At 55.5% G+C, this 24,479-nt stretch carries 22 protein-coding genes; 14 read left to right on the top strand and 8 right to left on the bottom strand.

From position 1 onward, the window contains the following. Positions 1–3 precede the first annotated feature (3 nt). The 7 genes from ACT3XD_RS08370 to ACT3XD_RS08340 all read left to right on the top strand — a co-directional run bounded on the left by ACT3XD_RS08370 (position 4) and on the right by ACT3XD_RS08340 (position 8,558). Positions 4–1,200, top strand: a complete 1,197-nt coding sequence (locus tag ACT3XD_RS08370; protein WP_192538567.1) for an ABC transporter permease — start codon at positions 4–6, stop codon at positions 1,198–1,200. Then, the gene (locus ACT3XD_RS08365) at positions 1,197–2,162 is read left to right on the top strand and encodes an ABC transporter ATP-binding protein (protein WP_018916242.1); all 966 of its coding nucleotides are present in this window, start codon (positions 1,197–1,199) and stop codon (positions 2,160–2,162) included. The genes ACT3XD_RS08370 and ACT3XD_RS08365 overlap by 4 nt, the downstream gene beginning before the upstream one ends. Then, positions 2,152–2,967, top strand: coding sequence for an ABC transporter permease (locus tag ACT3XD_RS08360; RefSeq protein WP_192538568.1), 816 nt, complete (start codon positions 2,152–2,154; stop codon positions 2,965–2,967). Before ACT3XD_RS08365 ends, ACT3XD_RS08360 begins: the two co-directional genes overlap by 11 nt. A 195-nt stretch (positions 2,968–3,162) precedes the next feature. After that, positions 3,163–4,365, top strand: coding sequence for a thiamine pyrophosphate-dependent dehydrogenase E1 component subunit alpha (locus tag ACT3XD_RS08355; protein WP_192538569.1), 1,203 nt, complete (start codon positions 3,163–3,165; stop codon positions 4,363–4,365). Between the two features lies 1 nt (position 4,366). Continuing rightward, complete coding sequence (locus tag ACT3XD_RS08350; protein ID WP_192538570.1) at positions 4,367–5,344, top strand: alpha-ketoacid dehydrogenase subunit beta; 978 nt, start codon at positions 4,367–4,369, stop codon at positions 5,342–5,344. A 38-nt stretch (positions 5,345–5,382) separates the two neighbouring features. Continuing rightward, complete coding sequence (locus tag ACT3XD_RS08345) at positions 5,383–6,690, top strand: 2-oxo acid dehydrogenase subunit E2 (RefSeq protein WP_192538571.1); 1,308 nt, start codon at positions 5,383–5,385, stop codon at positions 6,688–6,690. Positions 6,691–6,713: 23 nt separating this feature from the next. Then, positions 6,714–8,558, top strand: coding sequence for a protein kinase domain-containing protein (locus tag ACT3XD_RS08340; protein WP_192538572.1), 1,845 nt, complete (start codon positions 6,714–6,716; stop codon positions 8,556–8,558). A gap of 21 nt (positions 8,559–8,579) precedes the next feature. Here ACT3XD_RS08340 and ACT3XD_RS08335 read toward each other — a convergent pair whose 3' ends face one another. The 7 genes from ACT3XD_RS08335 to ACT3XD_RS08305 form a co-directional block, all read right to left on the bottom strand. Then, positions 8,580–9,215 carry an ABC-type transport auxiliary lipoprotein family protein gene (locus tag ACT3XD_RS08335; protein ID WP_192538573.1) on the bottom strand — a complete coding sequence of 212 codons (636 nt, stop codon included), beginning with the start codon at positions 9,213–9,215 and terminating at the stop codon, positions 8,580–8,582. Further along, complete coding sequence (locus ACT3XD_RS08330) at positions 9,212–10,153, bottom strand: MlaD family protein (RefSeq protein ID WP_192538574.1); 942 nt, start codon at positions 10,151–10,153, stop codon at positions 9,212–9,214. The genes ACT3XD_RS08335 and ACT3XD_RS08330 overlap by 4 nt, the downstream gene beginning before the upstream one ends. Before the next feature lie 7 nt (positions 10,154–10,160). Next, a complete protein-coding gene (locus ACT3XD_RS08325; protein WP_040460104.1) occupies positions 10,161–10,937 on the bottom strand; it encodes an ABC transporter ATP-binding protein in 777 nt (258 codons plus the stop codon). A 95-nt stretch (positions 10,938–11,032) separates the two neighbouring features. Continuing rightward, positions 11,033–12,148, bottom strand: a complete 1,116-nt coding sequence (locus ACT3XD_RS08320) for an MlaE family ABC transporter permease (RefSeq protein ID WP_192538575.1) — start codon at positions 12,146–12,148, stop codon at positions 11,033–11,035. 82 nt (positions 12,149–12,230) lie between these two features. Beyond that, positions 12,231–13,052: an IclR family transcriptional regulator gene (locus tag ACT3XD_RS08315; RefSeq protein ID WP_192538576.1), complete on the bottom strand. Its 822-nt coding sequence runs from the start codon at positions 13,050–13,052 to the stop codon at positions 12,231–12,233. A gap of 120 nt (positions 13,053–13,172) precedes the next feature. After that, positions 13,173–14,381: a 3-oxoadipyl-CoA thiolase gene (locus ACT3XD_RS08310; protein WP_192538577.1), complete on the bottom strand. Its 1,209-nt coding sequence runs from the start codon at positions 14,379–14,381 to the stop codon at positions 13,173–13,175. Positions 14,382–14,457: 76 nt separating this feature from the next. Further along, entirely contained in the window at positions 14,458–15,981 is a 1,524-nt protein-coding gene (locus tag ACT3XD_RS08305) for a 3-hydroxyacyl-CoA dehydrogenase (protein ID WP_192538578.1), read from the bottom strand. A gap of 197 nt (positions 15,982–16,178) precedes the next feature. Here ACT3XD_RS08305 and ACT3XD_RS08300 point away from each other — a divergent pair, with 197 nt between their 5' ends. The 7 genes from ACT3XD_RS08300 to ACT3XD_RS08270 all read left to right on the top strand — a co-directional run bounded on the left by ACT3XD_RS08300 (position 16,179) and on the right by ACT3XD_RS08270 (position 23,716). Further along, entirely contained in the window at positions 16,179–17,330 is a 1,152-nt protein-coding gene (locus tag ACT3XD_RS08300) for an acyl-CoA dehydrogenase family protein (protein WP_018916229.1), read from the top strand. Next, a complete protein-coding gene (locus tag ACT3XD_RS08295) occupies positions 17,330–18,967 on the top strand; it encodes a class I adenylate-forming enzyme family protein (RefSeq protein ID WP_192538579.1) in 1,638 nt (545 codons plus the stop codon). Before ACT3XD_RS08300 ends, ACT3XD_RS08295 begins: the two co-directional genes overlap by 1 nt. Continuing rightward, positions 18,964–19,443, top strand: a complete 480-nt coding sequence (locus tag ACT3XD_RS08290; RefSeq protein ID WP_192538580.1) for a PaaI family thioesterase — start codon at positions 18,964–18,966, stop codon at positions 19,441–19,443. The genes ACT3XD_RS08295 and ACT3XD_RS08290 overlap by 4 nt, the downstream gene beginning before the upstream one ends. Next, entirely contained in the window at positions 19,440–20,828 is a 1,389-nt protein-coding gene (locus tag ACT3XD_RS08285) for a hypothetical protein (protein WP_192538581.1), read from the top strand. The genes ACT3XD_RS08290 and ACT3XD_RS08285 overlap by 4 nt, the downstream gene beginning before the upstream one ends. A 164-nt stretch (positions 20,829–20,992) precedes the next feature. After that, entirely contained in the window at positions 20,993–21,742 is a 750-nt protein-coding gene (locus ACT3XD_RS08280) for an electron transfer flavoprotein subunit beta/FixA family protein (protein ID WP_444280552.1), read from the top strand. Between the two features lie 14 nt (positions 21,743–21,756). Further along, positions 21,757–22,683: an electron transfer flavoprotein subunit alpha/FixB family protein gene (locus tag ACT3XD_RS08275; RefSeq protein ID WP_441675209.1), complete on the top strand. Its 927-nt coding sequence runs from the start codon at positions 21,757–21,759 to the stop codon at positions 22,681–22,683. Positions 22,684–22,756: 73 nt separating this feature from the next. Further along, complete coding sequence (locus ACT3XD_RS08270; RefSeq protein WP_192539081.1) at positions 22,757–23,716, top strand: NAD(P)H-dependent flavin oxidoreductase; 960 nt, start codon at positions 22,757–22,759, stop codon at positions 23,714–23,716. Here ACT3XD_RS08270 and ACT3XD_RS08265 read toward each other — a convergent pair. Next, positions 23,698–24,477: an enoyl-CoA hydratase/isomerase family protein gene (locus ACT3XD_RS08265; protein WP_192539080.1), complete on the bottom strand. Its 780-nt coding sequence runs from the start codon at positions 24,475–24,477 to the stop codon at positions 23,698–23,700. The genes ACT3XD_RS08270 and ACT3XD_RS08265 overlap by 19 nt on opposite strands. Between the last annotated feature and the right edge of the window lie 2 nt (positions 24,478–24,479).

Here is a 24,479-nt window from a genome sequence, read left to right as displayed (position 1 = left end):
TTAATGTCGCTTTTGGATGCGCTACCCACGCCCAGGCTAGGGCGTGGCAAGCACCCTAATGCTGTTTTAGTCAGTTTAAGCGTGACGATGCTTGCGGCGGTTTGGGTGTTGGACGCAGCAAGCGTTGCGGCGAATCGAATTGTCCAGGCGACAGGTGTTAGCGCAATGGATGCCATCGGCTGGCCTGGGGTGCTGCTGGCATCGCTATTAATTATCGCGGTGGGCGGGCTTGCCTATCAACCCAGCCGCACTAATTACTGGGCAGCGCTCGGGGTGGTGGTGTTAATTCTAGCGCTGATGCCGTTTGGATTAATGGTTGCTGGCCACTTTTTAATAGACCCGGAGCTTCCTCAAGCACGGTTAGGTATAGGTGCAGGCTACTGGGTTTTGTTGTTTATCCTGATGCTATGTCTGATTGAGCTGCGCTTAAAACTTGCCTTGAGGCGCTTATGGCCGGTGGTGATACTCTCGAGTATAGGGCTGATCTGGTGGCTATGCGCATCGCTATGGTTGAGCGATTTGGCGCTGATTCAAGAATTTAAAGCACGTGATCGACAGTTTATCCAGGCAGCGTTAGAGCACATTTTACTAGTAAGTGTGGCGGTCAGTATTAGCATCGTTGTAGGCACGTTACTGGCGTTGTTGATGCGACGCTTTGTAAAACTGCAGAAAAGCGCTTTTGCGCTACTCAACTTTTTACAAACCATTCCGAGCCTGGCCCTGTTTGGCCTTTTGCTGGCGCCGCTTGCCTGGCTGGCCGCTAACGTACCTATCCTTGCCCAGTTAGGGGTCAGCGGGATTGGTAATACGCCGGCGTTAATTGCACTGGTGGCCTACAGCCTGCTGCCCATGGTGCGCAATACCTACATTGCGCTTGAAGAAGTCAGCCCTGATACGCTGGAAGCCGCCAGCGCCATGGGCATGCGCGCCAGCCAGCGGTTCTGGCAGGTGCGCTTACCCCTGGCGCTTCCGATTATGCTTGAGGGGGTGCGTATTACCACCGTACAAGCCATAGGATTGACAGCGGTTGCCGCGTTAATCGGCGCTGGCGGGCTAGGAACGTTTATATTTCAAGGGCTCGGTCAAGCTGCTATGGATATGGTGCTGCTTGGCGCACTGCCTATTTTGATACTGGCTTTGGTGGTGGATGCGGGGCTGGGTGCCTTGGCTGAAGTGCTGCGCCCCGGAGGTGTTCGATGATTGAGCTATCACAAGTCACCAAACGCTTTGGCGATGAAACGGCGGTCAATGCGATTGATTTGAAGATCGCCAAAGGCAAATTTTGTGCGCTGGTAGGCACGTCGGGCTGCGGTAAATCAACCACGCTGCGTATGATCAACCGCCTGATCGAGCGTAGCGATGGTGATATTATCCTGGATGGCCAAGCCATTGAGGCTTACGACCCGGTCAAGCTGCGTCGCCGGATTGGCTACGTGATACAAAGCACCGGCTTATTTCCGCATTGGACGGTCGCGCGCAATATCGGCCTGGTGCCTCGGCTACTCAAATGGTCGGCTGAGGATATTCAGGCGCGTGTAAAAGAGCTGATGGAGTTGCTCGGCCTGCCCGTTGAGGAGTTTGCCCACAAGTATCCGCATCAGCTTTCCGGCGGACAGGCGCAGCGCGTAGGTGTAGCACGGGCTCTGGCGGCGGATCCGGATATTCTATTGATGGATGAGCCCTTCGGTGCGCTGGACCCGATTACCCGCATCAAGCTCCAGGATGAGCTGGCAAGCCTTCAAGCTCGCCTGCATAAAACGGTGGTATTTGTTACCCACGATATGGATGAAGCATTAAAACTTGCCGATCATCTAGTGGTGATGCGTGACGGTTTGATTGTGCAGCAGGGCACACCGCTGGCGCTTTTGCAGCACCCGAAGGACCCCTTTGTCGAATCGCTTTTGGGTGGACTGGAGCGCGGTTTGAAACAGGCGGCATTGACGCGCGTCAAAGATCATATGTCGTCTATGGGACCCACCTTGCCTTCACAGTATCGTATTCCCGCGGACTTCTCTCTGCGCCAGGCGCTATCGATGATGCTGCGCGATCATACCGACCGCCTTGCCGTTGTCGACCAGCACGATGTGCCCATTGGCGAACTGTCGCTGCGCAAAATCGTTAAAGAGGCCCAGCTGGAAAAAGGAAGTATGCGTGAAGCCTAACGTAAAACAGCCTGCTCGCCCGTCAGCGCAATCCCCCAGTAATCGCTTATGGGGGCAGCCGCTACTTTGGGGCTTATTGCTGGCGATCTGTGTGCTGGGTATCCCGTATGCAGAAGGGCTCTTTCGGTGGTTTGAACCTGATGCCCGGCAGGTGATTTATCAGCGCGCGCATTTCTACGATCTGCTTGGCCGTCATCTGCTGGTGGTTGGAGTGGCGGCGATTGTCACTATTAGCCTTGGCGTTGGCGCGGGGATTGCGGTGACGCGCAAAAAAGGCCAAGACTTTTTACCCTTAGTGTCGCAGCTTGCATCGCTTGGACAAACGTTTCCACCGGTGGCGGTACTGGCGCTGGCGGTGCCGGTGCTGGGTTTTGGTACGCTGCCCATTATCATGGCGTTAATGCTGTATGGCCTGCTGCCGATTGTCCGCAATACGCTCACTGGTCTTCAGGATGTGGACGCCGATATGAAAACCGCTGCTCATGCCATGGGCATGACGCCGTTACAAACGCTTTATCAGGTAGAACTTCCGCTTGCCGCGCCGGTTATCCTGGCCGGGATTCGTACATCGGTGACGATCAATATTGCCACCGCTGCCTTAGGGGCAACAGTTGGGGCCAGCAATTTGGGCGACCCGATTATTGCTGGCATCATCAATGGCAATATGGCGTATGTTATTCAGGGCGCGCTACTGATTGCGCTGCTGGCACTGACGATCGATAGCCTGTTTGATGCCTTACAAAGCAAGATACGCCTGCATTTGTCGTCCTCCCCAGGGGATTTGGCCCGTCATTCGACACGTTAAGCGGCGCCTTGCCTAAGTCGCCTCATCTCAAAGCGCGCTGTCGCGTGTCTCTTCGTCTTAAGTTGTATCCCTTATTGTCTTGTGCTGCGTTACTGTCGCAGTAGTTGCGTTGACTTAAACCAGATAAATCCACTGGCATAAAAGGTCATCACCAACAACACTGCCTTCAAAAGGGGCAAAACAAGGACAATAATGATGACGCACTACGTACACCAGCCGACATTCATGACCGGTGATGAGCTGTCCATTGACACCTTCAGCGTGCTTGATCCTGAAGGCGAGCTGTATAGCGGCGCCGAAGAGCCTGCGCTTGAACGTGACCATGCTCGCAGGCTTTATCACGCCATGCTTTCCACCCGGATTCTTGACGAGCGCATGATGGCCGCTCAGCGCCAAGGGCGGCTTAGCTTCTATATGCAGTGTGTCGGTGAAGAAGCCGCCGTTATCGGCTCTACCGCTGCCCTGAGCGACACCGACATGATCATGGCCCAGTACCGTGAACAGGGCGCTCTGATGTATCGCGGCTTTTCCATTGATGAATTTATGAACCAGCTATTTGGTAATGAGCTGGATTATGGCAAAGGCCGCCAGATGCCGGTTCACTACGGCTCGCGCAAGCTCCACTACATGACTATTTCCTCACCGCTGGCGACGCAAATTCCTCAGGCGACAGGCTACGCATACGGCCAGAAGCTTGCCGGAGACGGTAACTGCACGCTGACCTTTTTTGGCGAAGGCGCCGCCTCAGAAGGCGATTTTCATGCGGCGCTGAATATGGCCTCGGTGCATAAAGTGCCGGTCATCTTTTTCTGCCGTAATAATGGCTACGCCATTTCCACCCCGGCGGTTGAGCAGTTTGCCGCCGACGGCATCGCACCGCGCGCGTTTGGCTACCATATGCACGTTATTCGCGTGGATGGTAACGATGTGCTGGCGGTTTTTGAGGCCACGCAACGGGCGCGAAAAATCGCCGTTGAGCAAAATCAGCCCGTGTTAATTGAGGCCATGACTTATCGCCTTGCGGCGCATTCATCGTCTGATGACCCGTCGGGTTACCGGCTGAAAAGTGAAGAAGAAACGTGGCGGCTCAAAGATCCTGTGCTGCGTATGCAAAAGTGGATGCTTAAAAAGGGCTGGTGGAGTGAGGAGGAAGAGACCCACCTGCAGGAAACCCTGCGTCGTGAAGTGCTTGAAACCATGAAGCGCGCTGAGAAACGCCCGTCTCCACCCCTGGACAGCCTGGTTAGCGATGTCTATGCCGACGTTACCCCAGCGCTGCAGCGCCAGTTCGATCACCTGAAAAGTCATATTCGTCGTTATCCGGAGGCATACCCGCGCGGAATGCAATCGCTGGATCTAGACGTGGATACCGCCACCAGCCCGCAGGAGGACGCGTAATATGCCTACGATGAATATGCTACAGGCCATTAATAATGCGCTGGATATTGCCATGGCGGAGGATGAAAAAGTCATCTGCTTTGGTGAGGACGTGGGCATTTTTGGCGGTGTATTCCGAGCCACCAGCCATCTTCAGGAAAAATACGGCAAGGCACGCTGTTTCAATACGCCCTTGGTCGAGCAGGGGATTATTGGCTTTGCCAACGGTTTAGCCGCGCAAGGTTCCGTTCCCGTAGCAGAAATTCAGTTTGCTGATTATATCTTTCCCGCCTTTGATCAGATCGTTAATGAAACCGCCAAATATCGCTATCGTTCCGGCGATTTATTTAACGTCGGCGGGCTTACCATTCGTACGCCTTATGGCGGCGGTATTGCCGGGGGCCTTTATCACTCTCAGTCACCCGAAGCCTACTTTACGCATACGCCAGGTCTGAAAGTAGTGGTACCGCGCAACCCTTACCAAGCCAAGGGATTACTGCTGGCGGCGATACGCGATCCAGACCCGGTGCTGTTTATGGAGCCCAAACGCCTTTATCGCGCATCGGTTGGTGAAGTGCCTGAAGAGGATTATCAGCTGCCCATCGGCGAGGCGGAAATCATCAAGGAGGGCAGCGATATTACCCTGGTGGGATGGGGCGCGCAGATGGAAGTGATTGGTAAAGCGGTAGAGCTTGCTGAAGAGCAGGGCATTGCCTGCGAAGTCATTGATCTTCGATCGTTGCTTCCCTGGGATGCCGATACCGTTGCCGAGTCAGTGCTGAAAACGGGCCGGTTAGTGGTCAGTCATGAAGCGCCGTTAACCGGCGGGTTTGCCGGTGAAATAGCGGCGACCATACAAGAGCGTTGTTTTCTCTACCTGGAATCGCCGATTAGACGGGTAACCGGGCTTGATACGCCTTTTCCACTAGTACTGGAAAAAGAGTATTTCCCGGACCACCTGAAAATTTTTGAAGCGATTCGCGAAAGCGTTAATTTTTAGCGGTTTAAAGCGCCTAAGAACGCATGGAGAGAAACACAATGAGCGATTTTAAGCTGCCCGATATCGGTGAAGGCATCGTCGAGTGTGAAGTGGTGGAATGGCGGGTCGCGGAAGGCGACCAGATCGAGGAAGACCAGCCCATTGTCGAAGTAATGACCGATAAAGCGCTGGTAGAAATCACTGCGCCGGAAGCTGGCGTCGTGACCAAGCTTTACGTGGCCCAGGGGCAGATTGCCAAAGTGCATGCTCCGTTATATGCCTATCAGGGCGAGAGCGAGGGAGAGTCCACCACCCAGCCTCAAGAGGCCCAAGAGGATGATCATTCGGCGACTCACCCGTCCCAGGCGCCGTCTCAAGCCTTTAATAACGCAGTAGAGGACGCCGCGGAGCTGCCCGGTGCTGCACCGCCCAAAGCGTCTGGCGAAGGTGTCTATAGCGATAAGGGCAAGGTGCCTGCCAGCCCCGCCGTGAGGCGGCTGGTGCGTGAACACGGCGTCAAGCTGACCGATATGGTAGGTAGCGGTAAAGATGGCCGGGTGCTTAAAGAAGATGTGCTGGCGTATCTTGATCAAGGCAAGACAGTAGAAGCGCCCGATAAGCCGGTATCCGATCAGTCTGAAGTCCGCGCCCAGGGCCAGGAGCCACCCAGAATCGAGCCTTTGCGGGGCGTGCGTGCTGTAATGGCCAAGCGCATGGTGGTTTCGGCCACCACGATTCCACATTTTCATTATGGCGAAGAGATCGATGTCACCGAGCTATTAGCCCTGCGCGAACGGTTAAAACCCCAGGTCGACGCTCAGGGCCAACGCCTCACCTTAATGCCCTTCTTTATGAAAGCAATGGCGTTGGCCGTTGCCGAAACTCCGATACTCAATGCTCAGCTAAACGAGGCTGGCGACGCGTTGCATTACTATCCCCAGTGCAATATCGGCATGGCGGTAGACAGCAAGGCCGGTTTGCTAGTACCCAACGTCAAGGGCGTTGAGCGCTTAACGCTATTCGAGATTGCCCGTGAAGTAGGCCGTTTGACCGCCTCGGCGCGTGAAGGGCGCGTTGACCAGGCCGACCTTAAAGGAGGCACGATTAGTATTTCCAATATTGGTGCCTTGGGGGGCACGTATGCCGCCCCCATCATCAACGCTCCGGAAGCGGCGATTGTGGCGATAGGTAAAACCCAGTGGCTACCGCGCTTTGATGAACAGGGCGTCGTTCAGCGCCGTGCCATCATGACGATTACCTGGGCGGGCGATCACCGGTTTATTGATGGCGGTACTATTGCTCGTTTCTGTAATACGTGGAAAGGCTTTCTGGAAGCGCCTGAAACGATGCTGCTTTATTTGGGCTAAAACGTCATCGCAGGGGCTAATGAATGCCGCAGGCGCCGTTACAGCAGTTCTATATACCCGAAGAGCAGTCGGTTTATCTGCTGAACCATCACGATGCCCAAAAGCTTAAAGACTGGGTAGCGCTGTGCCAGGCACAGCTTACCCAGTTGGGTTATCGGGATATCGAGCTGATCGGTAAGGGCGCCTATGGCTTTGTCTTTGCGGGAAGCGTGCCCCAGGGCAGCGACTCAGTTCACTATGTGTTCAAGTTTTCCCGTATTACGCTACCCACTCACTTGCAAGAACGTCTGGAAGAAGAGGCGTTCATGCTGGAACAAGTCTCTCACTCCCGCATTCCTAAACTGATTACCTACCAGCGCGCCAGAGGCCAGTCGATCCTGGTGATGGAGCGCGCCCCAGGATGGAATCTAGAGCAAATATCCCTGAGAGAAGGGCGCTTGTCACCGCGTCTGATTATGCGTATCGCGCAGCAGCTGGCGGATATTTTAAAAGCGCTGCGCCGCGAAGCCGGGCCACAGTGTCGGCCTGTGGTGCATGGTGATATTAAGCCCTCCAATATTGTGTTTGATCCGCTGGATGAGTCGATTGGGCTTATCGATTGGGGCTCTTCGGTATTTGCTCAGCTGGATAGCGAGCTGCAGTTCGTTGGCGCTAACGTGATGGAGCTGATGTCCGATAACCTGCAGCAGACCAATGCCCGCCTGGGAGATGTCTACTTTATCGGTGAGGAGCAGCTCAACGGCGCGCTGTCTTCGCCACGCTTTGATGAGCAGGGCGCTGCCGGAACGCTTTATGCTCTGGCGTCAGCCCAGTCATGTCGATTTGGTCATCGGGCAATACCGGCAAGCTCGTTAGGTCTGCCCATGGAGTTTGCAAAAACTCTAGACGGCATGCTGGACCCCAACCCGCAGGTGCGTCGTAAAGCCGGTGACTATTTTTTAAGCGCGATGCCCAGGCTTTCCAAGATGGTCATGATTGACCTGCCGGTTAGTTTAAAAACGCCACTGGTGCCGGTCTGGGCGCGCTCCTCCAAACAAGAAATCGACACTGTGGTTTATAGCTCTCGCAAGGCGTTTCTGCGCGAAGCCAACGTTCAGGAAACCTTAAACGACGTCAATGACGTACAGCTTGACCGCTACTATAAGCAGTTTATGCAGGGGATGGGGGAGACTGAAAAAGCCTTCCTGGCCGCCGTAAGTCGCTTGGGCAAATACCCGGTGGTGGGTGGCTTGGCTGTGCGCTGGGAGCGCGATGGCGTGTATATCGATTCGTCGTTAAACCTTCACGACCCAGCTCTGAAGCCTGCGTTCATCGAGGCCGTCAATAACATGGTGCACCTGGCTCGGGCGATTCATCGCCAGGGGGTGTTTAAAAGCTGCCTGTTTAACGCCCGACAAACGCTACACCTGGAGCGTTTGGCGCTCGATGAGCCCTTTTATCCTGAAGCGAAGATGGCGATTAACTACGAGTTAAGCGCGGTACCCGAGCTTGAGGATCGAACGCGCCAGCACAGTTATTTTGAGGATGGGCCGGACCCGGAGGAGCTGTTAGCGCTTCCCCAATCGATCATGGATATCCTGCAAAGGCTTAACGATATCCACCATACCGGCATGATCATCTTTGAAGCGCTACCCCAGCATCTAAAAATTCACAGCTACTACCGTTTGCTGGACCCGGCCAAGGAGGATGAGTTTCGCGTGCTGTTGGCGAGTATTCTCGCCTGTGTCGACCAGATTGAAGGCCTGGGGGTTTCAGGATTTATGAAGATGCCCTATAAAGACACACGATTTTTTACCCACTTGGAACGTCAACCAGAATACTATTACCCCCGCGATCCGCGGGGGTATATAAAGCAGCTAGCGCAGTGAGCTAAACAATAAACACGGCACTTACGGGCTGGCAGATTCAGTGATCGCGTGAGCATTATCTGAAAGCCATGTGGTGAGCTGCTCGGTAAGCGTATCGCTGGCGCGTCCAAAGGCGTTTACGACCGAGGGAATTTCAACGTCTGCGGCTTGGCTTGTGGCACTAAAGCTTTGCGAAGCAATGGGCGTTCGCGCACTGGCTTCGACAAGCTGCACATCCAGCTGAATAACCGCCTTGGGGCGGCCATTGTCATATTCGCTTTGAAAATGGCGCAGCTCACTGAGCAGCAGTAAATCAGACGGCATGTGATCGCTGCCTACGCTGGCAAACAGGCGGCTTTGCTGTAAGGCGTCTATTAACCTGGCCTGGACAAGCTCCGGCGTATCTTCGTGCCAGCGGGCGCCTTCGTAAACATTCACGACGTTGTGCTCGGGATACACCACGATGCGGTTGCTGCTTAACAGATACCCCGCCTCGGGTGCTGCAATGCCCAAGCGTTTCTGACCACTCATGGCCGTTGGCGCTACGCTACTGCGCGCTGGGTCAGAAGATGGCAGGCGGTAAAGCGTTGCAGGATCGCTTTCCGGCAATATAGAGCAGCCTGCGCTCAATAAAAGCACCGTCGCGGTTACGGCAATAGCCCAAGGGCGTAAGCTCATGGTCGAAACTCCTCTACCTGATCGCGGCCCAGTAAAAAGTCTCTCGGGCTCTCTTCTAGCTGGCGGGTAATGCGGTCTAACGTATTGAGCGTGGAGCGCAGCGCGGAAAGGGCGGGCGCTATATCCCGCGTGCCTTGAAGGGTACTCTCTACGGCACCGGCGTTTTGATCGATAAGCTGCTCCAGGCGCTGCGCCGCGCGTGCCACATCGTTACTTGCATCGGCAGCGCTTTGTATGACCTGTTGCCCGTCTTGCCTGAGGAGCTGAGTGGCCTCTTGGCTAAGCGTGTTGATACTTTCAAGCGTGGTAGTCGCCTCGCGTGAAGCGTCCGCGAAAAGCGCCATGTTCTCATCCAGCGCATCTTGCTGAGAGGCTATCATCTGGGTGATCTGGGCAACATTGGTTAAAATATTGCCTGCCTGTTCCCGGTTATTATCGTCAAACAGCTCATTAACGTTCTGTAAAATCGCATTGATGTTATCGATCATTTCCTCGCCTTCTTCAAACAGCGTGGCGATGGGAGAAGGATCGGAACGAATAAACGGCGCATCATCGTCGGTCTGGTCAATAAGGCGTGGGCTTTCCGGCGTGCCGCCATGAAGCTGTACCGACATGCTGCCGGTAATGCTGGCAAACGCGAGTTTGGCCCGGGTGTCGGTTTTGATTGGCGTATCTTCCTCAACGCGAATGCTGGCAACCACCTGGCGAGGATCAGTGGGGTCTAGCGTCAGCTCGGTCACATCCCCCACTTCGATGCCGTTATATTGCACGGTACTGCCCACGGATAAGCCGCTAACGTTTCGCTCAAACAGAATGCGATAAGGCTGATAGTCCTGCTGGCCAGCCACTTGGCTCATCCATAGTGCAAATAGCAGCGCCGCAGCCGCGGTGAGTAAGGTAAATAATCCAATTAAAACGTGATGAGCGCGCGTTTCCATGTGCTACTCACTCCTTAGGCTGAGCCGTTGAAGAGGATGATGACTGCTCTGCAGCCCGGCCGCGAGGTCCGTGGAAATAATTTTGAATCCATTCATCATCGGTTTCGGCAACGTTTTGCAGCGTGTCCACCACCAAAACCCGTTTTTGAGATAAAACCGCGACTCTGTCGCAGGCGGCGTAAAGCGTATCCAGGTCGTGGGTGACCAGAAAAACGCTAAAACCCAGCGCATCGCGCAACGTGACCAGTAGTTGATCAAACGCGGCAGCGCCAATGGGGTCGAGTCCTGCCGTTGGCTCATCAAGAAACAAAATATCCGGGTCCAGTGCCAATGCGCGGGCCAATGCGGCGCGTTTTATCATCCCGCCGGAGAGCGATTCGGGATATTGCAAAGCGGCTTCAGGCTCAAGCCCTACTAGAGAAAGCTTTACCCGGGCCAGGTGCTCCGCGTCTTCTCTGGCCAGCTTGGCATGCTCAATCAGTGGAAGCGCTACGTTTTCCTGCAAATTAAGCGAGCTAAACAGTGCGCCTTGCTGAAACAGAACCCCGAAACGCCGCTCTATCTGGCTACGCTCTTTTTCACTAAGCTCATTAAGGTTAGTGCCTAATACGTCAATGGTTCCAGCATTAGGGCGTTTTAAACCTACGATGCTGCGTAACAAAACGGATTTTCCGGTACCTGAACCACCCACCACGCCGAGTATTTCACCGTCTAGAAGGTCAAGATCCAGCGACTCATGCACGACATGATCACCAAAGCGGTTTTCCAGGTCGCGGACTTTGATAACCGGCTCTTGGCTGGGTGCAGCATTTGATGCATGCTTTGATGCATCGCTGGATGATGCCTCCGCGGATACATCCTTGGATGAAGATTGCTTGCTCACCAGCCCATCTCCATAAAAAAGAGTGCCGCCAAAGCGTCAATCAGGATCACCATAAAAATGGATTGCACCACGCTGGACGTAGTGTGGGCGCCAACCGACTGGGCACTGCCGCTGACTTTAAAACCTTCCAGGCAGCCAATAACGGCAATAACAAAGGCAAAAACTGGCGCCTTGCTCAGCCCGACCAGAAAGTGCACCACCGAGACATCTTTTTGTAGCGTGGTCATAAACTGGTGGAATGAAATATCCAGCGACAGAACTGCAACCAGCGCCCCGCCTAATAAGCCGCTAAGCATGCCTATAAAAGCGAGAAGGGGAAGGCTTACCAGCAGTGCCATGACGCGGGGTAAGACCAAAAGCTCTATCGGATCAAGCCCCTGAGCCTGCAAGGCATCAATCTCTTCATTGGATTTCATTGCCCCCAGCTGGGCCGTAAAGGCGCTCGCCGTTCGGCCAGCTAATAGGATGGCAGCCAAAAGAACACCGAACTCGCGAAGAAACGAGAAGGCGACCAGGTCGATGGTATAAACGGTAGCGCCAAAATCGGCAAGAACGGTAGCCCCCAGAAAAGCGACCACCGCGCCCACCATGAAGGTGAGCAGGGCAACAATGGGGACGGCATTCAGGCCGGTTTGCTGAATATGCGCGATGGTCGCGGTAAAGCGCCAGTGGCGTGGCCGCAACAGCGTTTGGGCAAAGGTGGCCAGTACCAAACCTATAAACGCCAGCAGCTGGCGCTGCTGGGACCACAACCCCATCATTTGCTCGCCGACGCTGGCTAGCGCATCGGTAATACGATGGGTATTGTGACGAGATACATCGAGCGGTGCATCCATGGCCTCGGCGATGCGAACCAGCAGAGCCTGCTGTTCCTTGGGCAGATCACCTGCCCAATCGGGCACCTGCTTGGCTCTTTCAACCCCGATAATGCCGATAACCAGCACAGCCCCAGCGGTATCCAGACGCTGTATATCGGTCAGCGATACCGTCTCGTCTGCTTGGGTCTCCGCATAAGACGTGGAGGCTTCCTTAAGCTCTTGGTAATGGTTAAGCGTCCATTCCCCTTGTAAAACTAACTTTCCATCCTGGCGCGTTATCCATTCACTTGGCATCCCTGCTCCTCTACACCCGCCTATCGTTAAGTTTCTATGATGCATTCAAACGAGCGTTAGGGAAAGGCCAAGAAGCATAAACTCAGCGCATCAGTTTATGCTTTGGAGCGAGTTCCTGCTTAATTTGAGCTGCCACTTCTTTAAGCCTCGGGCCAAGATTATTGACCAGACGATCATGATCCAAACGCAAGCTGGATCCCCCACAGTTGATCGCCAGCACTTCAGCGCCATCCTCTAGAATCAGCGGCATGGCAACGGCGCTAATATCGCGTTGCCAGTCCTGCTCGGATAAGCAAAAGCCGTAATGGGCATAATCTTCCATGCTTTGCTTAATGGATGCTTCCAGAGCAGGCCACTCTTTTCCATGGAATTCTGCTAATTCTTTAAGAATCTGTTGGCGACGGGTTTCAGGCAGGCCGCATAGCCAGGCTCGGCCTATTGCCGAGGTGGCTATTGGCAAGCGTGAACCAACGTCCAAGCGAATGATCAGAGGGCCGCTACCGTGACACGTCTCCAGATAAACCATATCGCTACGGTCAGCGCCGCCCAGGCTCACGTTACAATCCGTGGCATCGGCAAACTTTTGCAAATGCGGACGCGCGACTTCACGAATGCCCATATTGGCCAGAAACCGATACCCCAGCGCCAGTACGCCGGGGCCTAAGCGGTATTTCTCCAGATGGGTGTTGTGCTGTAAATAACCTAGCTGGGTTAAGGTATAGGTCAAGCGCGAAACCGTGGGACGTGGAATCCCGGTCCGGTTGGAAAGCTCCGCATTACCCAGGTATTCCTCGCCATTGCCGAAGGCACGCATCAGCTCTAATCCGCGTGCCAGTGCAGTAACGAAATTGCGATCTTTTCCCGGCATCTGCGGATCATCAGCAGTATTGTCGATAGCGGTCATTAATAATTCCAGCAGAGAATGTCTTATAGCGGCAAGTATCGCATAAGTGCTTAATAACCATACAAAGCGCTATCAACGAAACGACCCAGGCGCTAGCGATATTGGACTCGCCAAGTGGGGTTAAGGGTTGAGCCGCTCGATAATCGTCGCAATACCTTGGCCAACTCCAATACACATGGTCACCAGGGCGTAACGTCCCCCCGTTGCCTCCAGCTGGCGCAATGCCGTCAGAGCCAGGCGCGCGCCTGAGGCACCTAACGGGTGGCCGATCGCGATGGCGCCTCCGTTAGCGTTTAGGCGCGGGTCGTCGGCGGATAGCCCTAACTGCTGTACGCAGCCCAGCACTTGAACGGCGAACGCCTCATTAATTTCAATAACATCCATTTGCTCAAGGGTAAGCCCTGCTCGGCTTAAGGCTTTTTGTGAAGCAGGCACCGGGCCCAGACCCATTACACGTGGCTCAACGCCAGCGACGGCACTCGCCACAATACGCGCGCGCGGGCGCAACCCAACCCGTTCGCCGGCCCCCAATGTGCCAACAATTAACGCCGCAGCGCCATCGTTAAGCCCAGATGCATTCCCGGCTGTCACCACGCCGCCCTCAAACAGGGCATTTAGTTTGGCAAGCTTGTCTTCAGTGCTTTGCGGACGCGGGTGTTCATCTTTATCAACTATTAGCGGCGGCTGTTTACGCCCTTGAGGGACCTCAACGCCAAACATCTCAGCATCGTAAAAACCGGCGGCCAGCGCTTGGGCGTAGCGCGCCTGGGAGCGGGCCGCAAAGGCGTCGCTTGCGTCACGGCTAATATTCAGATCATGGGCAATATTGTCCGCCGTTTCAGGCATGCTGTGGCTGCCGTACTCGTTGGCGATCCACGGGTTGGGAAAGCGTGAGCCAATCACCGTATCGTACATTGGCTGGTTACGGGCAAACGCGGCGTCTGCCTTGCCGAGCACATAGGGCGCACGGGACATGGATTCCACGCCACCGGCCAGAAATAGCTCGCCCTCGTTTAGCCGGGCTGCACGAGCAGCATCCATCATCGCCGCCAAACCACTGCCGCAAAGGCGATTGACCGTTTGCCCCGCCACTTCGATAGGCAGGCCCGCCAGCAGCGCACCATGACGAGCGACATTACGGGAATCCTCGCCTGCCTGGTTAGTGCAGCCTGCGAGTACCTCTTCATAGCTTTCAAGGGCGAAAGGATTTCGGGCGACCAGGGCTTTCAGCGTCAACCCCAGCAGTTCATCCGGGCGAATAGCCGCTAGGCTACCGCCATGGCGCCCAAAAGGCGTACGTAAACCATCATAAATATAGGCGTCTTGCATAATGATTCTCCCGATTATTCTTATGGCCGATAGCTGTCATGAAAACGGTTGTTCTGAACGAGGGTGCTGGTACGCATTAGGCTTTGGTAAGCGACATCTGCAGGGCGGCGCGGCGGCGCAACCAAGGGCTAGGGCGGTAACGGGGGTCGCCGGTCGCATCCAGCAGGTTGGTGAGTATCGTCATAATGCGTGCTGGCCCGTAATGGTCGCCCATGCGTAGCGGGCCGAAGGGGTAGCCCAAGCCAAGCTCCACCGCCCGGTCGATAGTGGCTGGGTCGGCAACGCCCTGCTGGGCAATGTCGGCACCTACATTGACGATACAGGCAATAATGCGCTGAAGCACAAAGCCATTGCTGTCCTGCAGCGTGCTCACAGGGGTGCCGTCATGGCTGAGTAGGCTGGCCGCTGCTTGAGCGAAGTTAGTATCGGTCAGAGGTGTCGTCATCAAGCTGCGGCGCTTTTCAAGGCCTGCCAGCATATCTATCGCAACGCACTGTTTGGCATCTAGACCTTGGCGAAGCGCGCAGCTGGTGGCATCTTCGCCCAGTGGGGTCAGCAGGCAGAGCGCTTTTTCGGTGGGCTGTGTAGCGGTTTCTAAAGGCCAGCCAGCCGCTTCCACCAGTTCTCTAAGCGCGGCAGCATGATCGGGGGCGTCTTGGCTGATCCATACCGGGCAAGGGGATATTGAGGCTATGGCCGGCTCATCCGACATCTGCTGCTGGCCTTCAACATAGCGGTAAAAGCCTTCGCCGGTTTTACGGCCCAATAGACCCGCGCTCAGGCGTTGACGCGTTAACGGTGAAGGGCGAAAACGCGCTTCTTCATAATATTGGTGATAGATCGATTCCATCACCGCATGAGAAACATCCAGACCCGTTAAATCAAGCAGTGTGAAAGGCCCCATCCGAAAACCGCCCTGGTCGACCATGATACGGTCGATCGTCGCCGCCTCGGTGACGCGTTCACCCAGAATTTTAAGCGCTTCAGTGCCGAAGGCGCGTCCGGCATGGTTGACCAGAAATCCAGGCGTATCGGTTGTCTGGGCAGTAAAGTGGCCCATGGCGTCGCCCAGCGCGTTTACTCGCTGGGTAACATCACTGGCCGTGCGCAGGCCAGGAATAACCTCAACGATTTTCATCAGCGGAACAGGGTTAAAGAAGTGAAAGCCGATGACCCGTTCTGGGTACTGACACGCCGCTGCAATAGCTGTTACTGATAGCGATGAAGTGTTTGTTGCCAGCACCGCCTGCTGGCTAACAATTTCTTCTAGATCGCTAAACAGCCCCTGCTTGGCCTCCAGCTTCTCAACGATCGCTTCGACCACAATATCGCAGGGGGCGAGGGCGGCCAGCTCGGTTGCCTCGCGCAGGCGCTGGCTATATTGCTGTGCTTGCTCGGCAGTAATGCGCTGCTTGCCAGCGCTTCTCTGCCACAGGCCATTAATGAAGGTTTGCGCTTCTTGTACGGCACCTTCTTTGAGGTCAAAAAGCATGACGTCAAGGCCTGCCTGAGCGGCTAATTGGGCAATGCCGCGCCCCATGGCGCCAGTGCCAACAATGCCAAGCGTGGTGAAGGGGAGCGATGTTGAGTCGTTAGCCATGTATTAAATCCTTGCTTTGAATTTATTTTGTTCTGCATTGCAGAATGGCGTTTCGTTTATTGACTGCCATCCTAGGCTATGCAAAAGTGCCTGACAAGAAAAGTGAACGTTAATTCCGCTAGGCAGAATCTAGTGGGTTGATTCACTTTATCTCACTCTAAAAAGATTAAAACCGATTATTCACGCCAGGAGCCATCATGATTCGTGATACTGAATTGCTCAATCAACTCGTTGATACCATTTCTCGTTTTGTTCGCGAACGGTTAATTCCTAATGAAACGCGCTTAGCTGAAGAGGATGCGGTGCCTGCTGAGCTTCTGGCGGAAATGAAAGAAATGGGATTGTTTGGTTTATCCATTCCTGAAGAGTACGGCGGCCTGGGGCTTACCATGGAAGAAGAGGCGTTGGTGGCCATGGAAATTGGTAAAACCTCGCCTGCCTTCCGCTCGGTATTCGGGACCAATAACGGCATTGGTGCCCAGGGCATTTTGATAGATGGCACTGAGGAGCAAAAAGCCAAATATGTACCGCGCTTGGCTACCGGTGAAATCCTGAGTTCGTTTTGTCTTACCGAACCCGATTCCGGCTCCGATGCGGCCAGCCTGCGCACCACGGCGGTACGCGATGGCGACCACTACATTTTAAATGGCACCAAGCGCTATATCACCAATGGCCCTGAAGCCGACCTGTTTACCGTAATGGCGCGTACAGACCCCGCTAATAAAGGAGCCGGGGGTATTTCTGCGTTCATCGTTGAAGGTGACACGCCTGGTTTAATCCGCGGCCCGGCCGATAACAAGATGGGTCAAAAGGGCGCGCATACCTGCGATATCATTTTTGATAACTGCCGAGTGCCCGCCGAGAACATTATCGGCGGCAAAGAGGGCCAAGGGTTTAAAACCGCCATGAAAGTGCTGGATAGAGGGCGGCTACATATTTCAGCGGTATGTGTTGGCGTGGCAGAGCGCTTAGTGGAAGAGTCGTTACGCTATACGATGGAGCGCAAGCAGTTTGGCGCCGCGCTTGCCGAGCACCAGCTGATCCAGGCGATGCTGGCCGATAGTAAAACCGAAGCCTACGCGGGAAGAACCATGGTGATGGACGCTGCGCGCCGCAAGGACGATGGTGAAAACGTCTCCACGCTTGCCTCATGCTGCAAGCTGTTCTGCGCTGAAATGGTTGGCCGGGTAGCTGATCGCGCGGTGCAGGTTCATGGCGGTGCAGGCTACATGTCGGAGTATGCGGTAGAGCGCTTTTATCGTGACGTGCGGCTGTTTCGTATCTACGAAGGCACCACGCAGATTCAGCAAATCGTCATTGCGCGCAATATGGTGCGGGAGGCGTCCTAATGACTTTGTCGGTTGCCTACCAGGCCCAGGATGAGGAGATTTTTGGACGCTGGGCAAGCGAGCTAGTGGCTGAGCTTCCTGAACGGCTCAGTACGCGCGTGCTTGACAACGCGCAGCGTCTTGGTGACCAGCCTGCCATTGTAGATGACCAGGTGCGCTGGAGTTACGCCGAGCTGGGTCAGGAAATACATGCCGCCTGCCACTGGCTAAAAACGCTGGGCATTCGTCCTGGCGACCGTATCATGACGGTGAGTGAGAACTGTCGTGCCCTGGTGGTATTGCTTCTCGCGGCCAGCGAAATGGATGTGTGGTTAGCCATCGTCAATTCACGCCTTTCTGCTCAAGAGATTGACCTGATTCAGGCTAACTGCCTGCCACGGCGAGTGTTTTATACCTGTGAAGCGTCTCCTGAGGCCGCTCAGCATGCAGAGCGCCACATGGCTGAGCGCTATCAGCATCCGCAATGGGGCGAATTGGCTATCTCGCCCTTGTACGAGAGCGACCCCGAGCCGTTAAGCACCAGTGGGGCTGACCAAGTCGCGGCGATGATTTACACCTCGGGAACAACGGGCACGCCCAAGGGCGTCATGCTGACCCACCGGGGCATCCTGTATATCGCTTCGATTTCAGGCGGCATGCGCCATTTAAGTCAAGGCCAGCGTGTGTATGGCGTGCTGCCCATGTCGCATGTATTTGGGCTTTCATCGGTATGCATGGGCTCTCTTTATAACGGGGCCTGTCTTTATACCGTGCCCCGGTTTGACGCCGCCCAACTGCTGGCTGCGTTAAAGCAGGAGCGGATTACCGTTCTTCAGGGCGTACCCGCTATGTACGCCCGTGCACTGGAGTTTTTAAAGCGCGAACAGCGCTCCCTGGAAGCCCCTGAGCTAATCTATATCTCTGCTGGAGGGTCGCCGCTGGATAGCGACACCAAAGTGCGTGTAGAAGCAGCTTTTGGTCTGACGCTGCATAACGGTTACGGCTTGACCGAAGCCAGCCCCACCATTAGTCAAACGCGCATCGATGACCGCTATACCAGCAGTACGGTCGGCCGTGTATTACCGCTTCTGGAATATCGTCTGGAGCCTTTAAGTGACAGCGGCAACGACGAGCCGTCTGGCGATGAGGTCGGCGAGCTTTGGGTGCGGGGCCCCAATATCATGAAAGGCTATTTTCGTCAGCCGGAAGCTACCCGCGCGACGTTAACTGAAGACGGCTGGCTTAATACGGGAGACATTGCCCGGCTTGGCGCCGAGAACCAGCTGTATATTGTGGGGCGCAGTAAAGAGCTGATCATTCGCTCTGGATTTAATATTTACCCTCCGGATGTCGAAGCGGTCATCAACGAGCATCCGGCAGTCACGCTAACCGCCGTAGTAGGACGCCAAATCGCGGGTAATGAAGAAGTTGTTGCTTTTGTGCAGTGCGAGGCGGGCATTGAGGTTGATATGGCTGAACTCAAGGCATTTATTGCCGAGCGGCTGGCGCCCTACAAGCGACCGACTCAAATTGTACTAATGGATGCGCTGCCTTCTACGGCAAGCGGCAAAATTCTTAAAGGGCGGCTGCGTGATTTAGCCCAACAACGCGATTTAGACCAACAACGTGATTTAGCCCAGCAGGAGAGTCGCTCATGAGTCATTCATCCAGCGCTGAGTCGTCAACCGATAACGCGCCGCAGCAGGCGCTTATGGGGTATCACGAACTGCTGGGAATGCAGGTAGTGGAGTGGCAGGAAGGGCGCGCCGTGGTCGAACTTGCCATCAAGCCCCAGCACCTTAATCGCAGCGGCAATGTTCACGGTGGCGTATTGGCCTCGATGCTGGATAGCGCCTTGAGCCTTGCGGGCCTGCACTGCAGCGTACCCGGCAATATTCGCCGCGGCATGACGCTCTCGCTAACCACCAGCTTTGTAGGGCCTGCCCGCGAAGGAGTGATCCAAGCGATAGGCACGGTACGCGGCGGCGGGCAAAAGACGTATATGTCGAGCGGTGAAATCAAGGATTTGCAGGGAAACCTGGTGGCCATCGGGGAGGGCGCATTTCGTCGGCGCAGCGGTAGCGAGTCGCCTGAAGGGATGCCAGACCCGCTGGCTGGGGAGGGCCACAAGTGAGCCCAGCCCGCCTGCGGGTATCTTTTCTGCTAGTCGTAACCTCAGCAACGCTTATCCATCTGGTACTGGGTAGTCGTCTGTTCGAAGCATTGGGAATTGGCGCGCTACTGCTATATCTACTGACCCTTGGCGGTCAGCTTACAACGATGGCCAAAGGGTTGCTCGGGGTAGCCGGTGGGGTAAGCCTATTGGCGCTTTGGCGCTCGCCTGCACCCGCTCAGCTGCTTTTTGACGCCGGAGGACGCTTTGCGTTTTTTGCGACCTTTGTGGTGGCGCTTAGTATGCTCAGGCTACCTGCTTACCGTTCACGGTTAGTGCGCCGTTGTGGGCAGAGTATGCTGCTGCAGCCACCCAGTCGGCGTTACCCCATCCTATCGTTAGGTTCGGCACTCTTCGGCATTATTCTGAATATTGGCGTGCTGAATCTGTTTGCATCGATGATTGAAAAGAGTAACACCTTGGAAGCGGCGCAAAGGCGCGTATGGGTGCAGCAGGCACGCCAGCGGCGCATGATGCTCGGGTTGTTACGTGGATTTGCTTTGGCGCCGCTGATTTCGCCAATGGGCATTGGCGTTGCCGTTGTGCTCTCAAGTCTGCCGCAAATTACCTGGCTTGAGCTTGCGCCATATATTTTGGGGGCCGCCGCGCTGATATTTTTTGTCGGCTGGGCCGTCGATTTTTTTACCGGCCCCCATCCACCTGCCAATAACGCTAAGCCTGTATCACCATCGTTGCGGCCAATGGTCCAGTTCAGTGGGCTATTGATGGCCATTGTAACGCTGGTCTTCTCGATTGCCTGGCTGGGTGAATTGCGTTTACCCATTGCGGCGCTACTAGGTGCGCCCCTAGCGGCGATTATCTGGCTTGCATGGCAGCGTCGTCGGCTTGGTTATGCGGGAGTACCTGGTGCGTTGAGTACGCTGCATCGACAGCTGCCCTGGTTACTTTCGCCCAGTGCTAATGAAATTGTGGTACTGGGTGCGGCAGGCTACTTAGGGCATTTGTGCGTCGGCCTGGTCGATGTTCAGCAACTTACCCCTCTATTGGGCGTACTCGACCAGTGGGGAGCATTTAACGCCGTCTTAGCCATGCTCATGGTCGTCGGGTTAGCCCAGATCGGCGTCAATCCCATCGTAACGGTTACACTATTGCTGGGCCTGCTGCCGCCGTTAATGATTGAAGGTCTTTCGCCTATTCTGATCGGTGCCTCATTAATGGTGGGCTGGGCACTGGCACTGATGTCTTCACCAATGACCGCTTCCATGCTGATTTTATCAAGATTTACCGGCGTGCCCGCCACGCTCATCGGCTATCGTTGGAATGGAAAGTTCCTGGCAGCGTGTATCCCTCTATTGGCGGCCTGGTTTTTATGGTCGCCGTTTTAATCAGACACTAAAGGCAGGAACGCTTGATTTATCGCGAGCGTTTTTTTAAGGTGTTTTAATAAAGTGAAATAATGTTTTGCTGTGCAAAATAAATCATCCGCGCTTTAAACGTTGAACAAGCCGCTAACTCAACGTATCAGGGCTGATCAAAGAGAGCATGTCATATGAAAATTCTCGTCGCGGTTAAACGCGTCATCGATTACAACGTCAAGATCCGCGTTAAAGCGGATCACTCCGACGTGGATCTTACCAACGTCAAAATGGCCATGAACCCCTTCTGCGAAATTGCCGTGGAAGAGGCTGTGCGTCTCAAAGAGAAGGGCGTGGCCACGGAAGTCGTCGCCGTCAGCATTGGGCCCAAGGCCGCGCAGGAGCAGCTGCGTACCGCACTGGCGCTGGGCGCCGACCGTGCGCTGCATATCGAAACCGACGAACGGGCCGAGTCGCTGGCGGTCGCCAAACTGTTGGCCAAAGTCGTCGATGAAGAGCAGCCCGGTTTGGTGATTCTGGGTAAACAGGCGATCGATACCGACAATAACCAAACCGGCCAGATGCTCGCTGCGCTGACCAATCTGCCTCAGGGCACGTTTGCCTCGGAAGTGGCTGTCGACGGTGACAAGGTCAACGTCACCCGTGAAATCGACGGCGGTCTGCAGACGATTGCGCTGACGCTTCCGGCGATTGTGACCACCGACCTGCGCCTGAACGAGCCGCGCTACGCCAAGCTTCCGGACATCATGAAGGCCAAGAAAAAGCCCATGGACGTCAAGACCCCCGCCGATTATGGCGTCGAGGTGGCGTCCAAGGTCAGCCTGCTCAAGGTGGAATCTCCGGCCGAGCGCAAAGGCGGCATCAAGGTCGCCTCCGTGGACGAACTGATCGATAAACTTAAAAACGAAGCCAAGGTGCTTTAAGAGGAGTCGAACGCATGAGCATTCTGGTACTTGCCGACCTTCATGAAGGCCAGTTGGCGGGCGCAACCGCCCACGTGGTGGCCGCGGCACACGCGATCGGTGGCGATATTGACGTGCTGATCGCCGGGGAAGGCGTTCAAGCCGCCGCCGACGCGGCCGTCAAGCTGGACGGCGTCAACAAAGTGCGCGTGGCGGATAATGTCGTCTACGCCCACCAGCTCGCCGAGCCCATGGGCGCCTTGCTGGTCGAGCTGGCCGGCGACTACACCCACGTATTGGCCAGCGCCTCTACCACGGGCAAAAACGTCCTGCCGCGCTTGGCCGCGTTGAAAGATGTTAGCCAGCTGTCTGACGTGATTGCGGTGGAAAGCGCGGATACCTTCAAGCGCTCGATCTACGCGGGCAACGCCATCGCCACGGTGAAAAGCGACGATGCGCTTAAAGTGATGACCGTACGCACCACCGCGTTTGACGCCGTCAGTGACAGCGGTAGCGCCACGGTGGAAGCGGTAGACGTGGTCGTCGAGAACACCCAGTCAAGCTTTGTGAAACAGGAACTGGCGCAGTCCGACCGCCCCGAACTCGGTGGTGCCAAGGTCGTCATCTCTGGTGGCCGCGGCATGGGCAACGGCGACAACTTCAAGCTGCTTAACGGGATTGCCGACAAGTTGGGTGCGGCGGTAGGTGCCTCGCGCGCCGCGGTGGACGCCGGTTTTGTACCCAACGATATGCAGGTCGGCCAGACGGGCAAGATCGTCGCTCCAGATCTGTATATCGCGGTGGGGATCTCCGGCGCCATTCAGCACCTGGCGGGCATGAAAGACTCTAAGGTGATCGTCGCGATCAATAAGGACGACGAAGCGCCGATCTTCCAGGTGGCCGACTACGGCCTGGTGGGCGACCTGTTCGAGATCCTGCCCGAGCTTGAAAGCAAGCTGTAAGTCATAAGGCGCAAAAAGGCCCCGGGGGCCTTTTTGCGCTAACAGCCTCGTAAAAATAACTAGCGAGATGCCCATGCTAACGCGCTTAACCGCTTCGTTAACTCTGCCGGTGATCGGCTCTCCAATGTTTATTGTCTCTGGGCCAGAGCTGGTCATTGCCCAGTGTCAGGCTGGCATTATCGGGGCTTTTCCGGCCCTAAACGCCCGGCCCGCTGAAACGCTCAGGGAATGGCTAGAACAGATCACTCAAGCCCTGGCTGACTATGATAAACGCCATCCCGAATGCCCCTCTGCACCTTTTGCGGTTAATCAGATCGTACACCCCACGAATGATCGTCTGGAGCATGACGTGGCGCTGTGCGCCGAGTTCAAGGTGCCGCTGGTGATTACCAGCTTGCATGCTCCTAATCGGGTGGTAGAGCAGGTGCATGCCTATGGCGGGCTGGTATTTCATGATGTGACCACGCTGCGACACGCCAAAAAAGCGATTGATGCCGGCGTCGATGGTCTGATTTTAGTCTGCCATGGAGCAGGCGGGCATGCCGGCGGGCTCAATCCGTTTGCCTTTGTGGCCGAGGTGCGCCGCTTTTACGATGGCCCGCTGGTGCTGGCAGGCGCCATTACTCAAGGTGAACAGATTGCCGCTGCCCAGGCGCTAGGCGTGGACTTGGTATACATGGGCACGCGCTTTATCGCCACCCAGGAGGCAAATGCTTCATCGGCTTATAAGCAGATGGTGCTGGATTCGGCGGCGGTGGATATTGTGTATACCAACTTGTTTACGGGCGTTCACGGTAACTATCTGCGCGCCAGTATTGAGCAAGCGGGGCTAGACCCCGAGGCGTTGCCGCAAGGTGACAAAGCCTCGATGCGCTATGGCTCAGGCGGCAGCAGTAAATCCAAAGCGTGGCGTGATATTTGGGGCGCGGGGCAGGGCGTGGGCAGTATTACTACGCTTAATAGCGTCGCCGAAGAAGTGGCCACGCTACATAACGATTATCAGCAGGCGCTGACTCATTTGCGGCGGCTTTGACGAAAGGCCGCCACACGCGTTTGAAAATCATCGGATGCTTTGCACTGATCCTGCAGTTCCCCTTCCAGCTTCATGGTATCGCCAAGCGAAAGTTGCGCTGCTTCTCGCAATGCATGCTTGGTTGCGCTCAACGCTTGGGGTGATTGACCTACCAATGCCTGCGCCAGCGTGCGGGCTTGCACCAGCACCTGGTCATCTTCCACAACGCGATTGGCCAGACCAAGTGCCATGCAGCGTTCAGCAGTAATCGGGGTTGCCAGCGCGGCCATTTCAAAAGCCTGGGCATGACCAAGCTGGCGCACCAAGTGCCAGCAGGCGCCGCCATCGGGAATCAAGCCAATATTGATAAAGGCAAGCTTAAGGTAAGCCGAGCGTCCCATCACCACCATATCGCTGGCGAGGACATAGGAAACACCAATGCCTGCTGCCGCACCACTGACCGCCGCAATCACCGGTTTTTCCATCGTCATTAATGTGCGCAAAGCGGGTAAAAAGAGTGTCTCAAGCCGCTCACTAGCCGGTTCAGAGGCCGCCTTTTCAAACTCGGCAAGGTCGGCGCCAGCGCAGAATGCACTACCTGAACCGTAAACAATCACGCAGCGCACCCGGTCATCCTGTGCCACGTTTGCGAGTGCTTCGTTAAGCGCCAGAGCGGTAGGCTCATTTAGCGCATTGCGAACGCCTGGTCGGTTGATGGCAACTTCAACGATACCGTTTTCAATCGCACTGAGGCTAATCAACTCACTAGGGTTATCCGGCATAC

It is taken from the genome of Halomonas sp. AOP7-B1-5 (genome assembly GCF_052353045.1).
GTDB lineage: Bacteria > Pseudomonadota > Gammaproteobacteria > Pseudomonadales > Halomonadaceae > Vreelandella > Vreelandella colorata.
Note: the sequence above shows the minus strand (reverse complement) of the source record. Positions and strands in the feature narration are given on the sequence as shown.

What these genes read in the sequence shown, in the direction of transcription:
- ACT3XD_RS08355 (WP_192538569.1), top strand. Translation starts at nt 3,163, where the DNA reads ATGACGCACTACGTACACCAGCCGACATTCATGACCGGTGATGAGCTG.
- ACT3XD_RS08330 (WP_192538574.1), bottom strand. Translation starts at nt 10,153, where the DNA reads ATGGAAACGCGCGCTCATCACGTTTTAATTGGATTATTTACCTTACTC.
- ACT3XD_RS08340 (WP_192538572.1), top strand. Translation starts at nt 6,714, where the DNA reads ATGCCGCAGGCGCCGTTACAGCAGTTCTATATACCCGAAGAGCAGTCG.
- ACT3XD_RS08365 (WP_018916242.1), top strand. Translation starts at nt 1,197, where the DNA reads ATGATTGAGCTATCACAAGTCACCAAACGCTTTGGCGATGAAACGGCG.
- ACT3XD_RS08295 (WP_192538579.1), top strand. Translation starts at nt 17,330, where the DNA reads ATGACTTTGTCGGTTGCCTACCAGGCCCAGGATGAGGAGATTTTTGGA.
- ACT3XD_RS08335 (WP_192538573.1), bottom strand. Translation starts at nt 9,215, where the DNA reads ATGAGCTTACGCCCTTGGGCTATTGCCGTAACCGCGACGGTGCTTTTA.
- ACT3XD_RS08280 (WP_444280552.1), top strand. Translation starts at nt 20,993, where the DNA reads ATGAAAATTCTCGTCGCGGTTAAACGCGTCATCGATTACAACGTCAAG.
- ACT3XD_RS08265 (WP_192539080.1), bottom strand. Translation starts at nt 24,477, where the DNA reads ATGCCGGATAACCCTAGTGAGTTGATTAGCCTCAGTGCGATTGAAAAC.
- ACT3XD_RS08270 (WP_192539081.1), top strand. Translation starts at nt 22,757, where the DNA reads ATGCTAACGCGCTTAACCGCTTCGTTAACTCTGCCGGTGATCGGCTCT.
- ACT3XD_RS08300 (WP_018916229.1), top strand. Translation starts at nt 16,179, where the DNA reads ATGATTCGTGATACTGAATTGCTCAATCAACTCGTTGATACCATTTCT.
- ACT3XD_RS08305 (WP_192538578.1), bottom strand. Translation starts at nt 15,981, where the DNA reads ATGGCTAACGACTCAACATCGCTCCCCTTCACCACGCTTGGCATTGTT.
- ACT3XD_RS08350 (WP_192538570.1), top strand. Translation starts at nt 4,367, where the DNA reads ATGCCTACGATGAATATGCTACAGGCCATTAATAATGCGCTGGATATT.
- ACT3XD_RS08315 (WP_192538576.1), bottom strand. Translation starts at nt 13,052, where the DNA reads ATGACCGCTATCGACAATACTGCTGATGATCCGCAGATGCCGGGAAAA.
- ACT3XD_RS08370 (WP_192538567.1), top strand. Translation starts at nt 4, where the DNA reads ATGTCGCTTTTGGATGCGCTACCCACGCCCAGGCTAGGGCGTGGCAAG.
- ACT3XD_RS08275 (WP_441675209.1), top strand. Translation starts at nt 21,757, where the DNA reads ATGAGCATTCTGGTACTTGCCGACCTTCATGAAGGCCAGTTGGCGGGC.
- ACT3XD_RS08320 (WP_192538575.1), bottom strand. Translation starts at nt 12,148, where the DNA reads ATGCCAAGTGAATGGATAACGCGCCAGGATGGAAAGTTAGTTTTACAA.
- ACT3XD_RS08345 (WP_192538571.1), top strand. Translation starts at nt 5,383, where the DNA reads ATGAGCGATTTTAAGCTGCCCGATATCGGTGAAGGCATCGTCGAGTGT.
- ACT3XD_RS08290 (WP_192538580.1), top strand. Translation starts at nt 18,964, where the DNA reads ATGAGTCATTCATCCAGCGCTGAGTCGTCAACCGATAACGCGCCGCAG.
- ACT3XD_RS08310 (WP_192538577.1), bottom strand. Translation starts at nt 14,381, where the DNA reads ATGCAAGACGCCTATATTTATGATGGTTTACGTACGCCTTTTGGGCGC.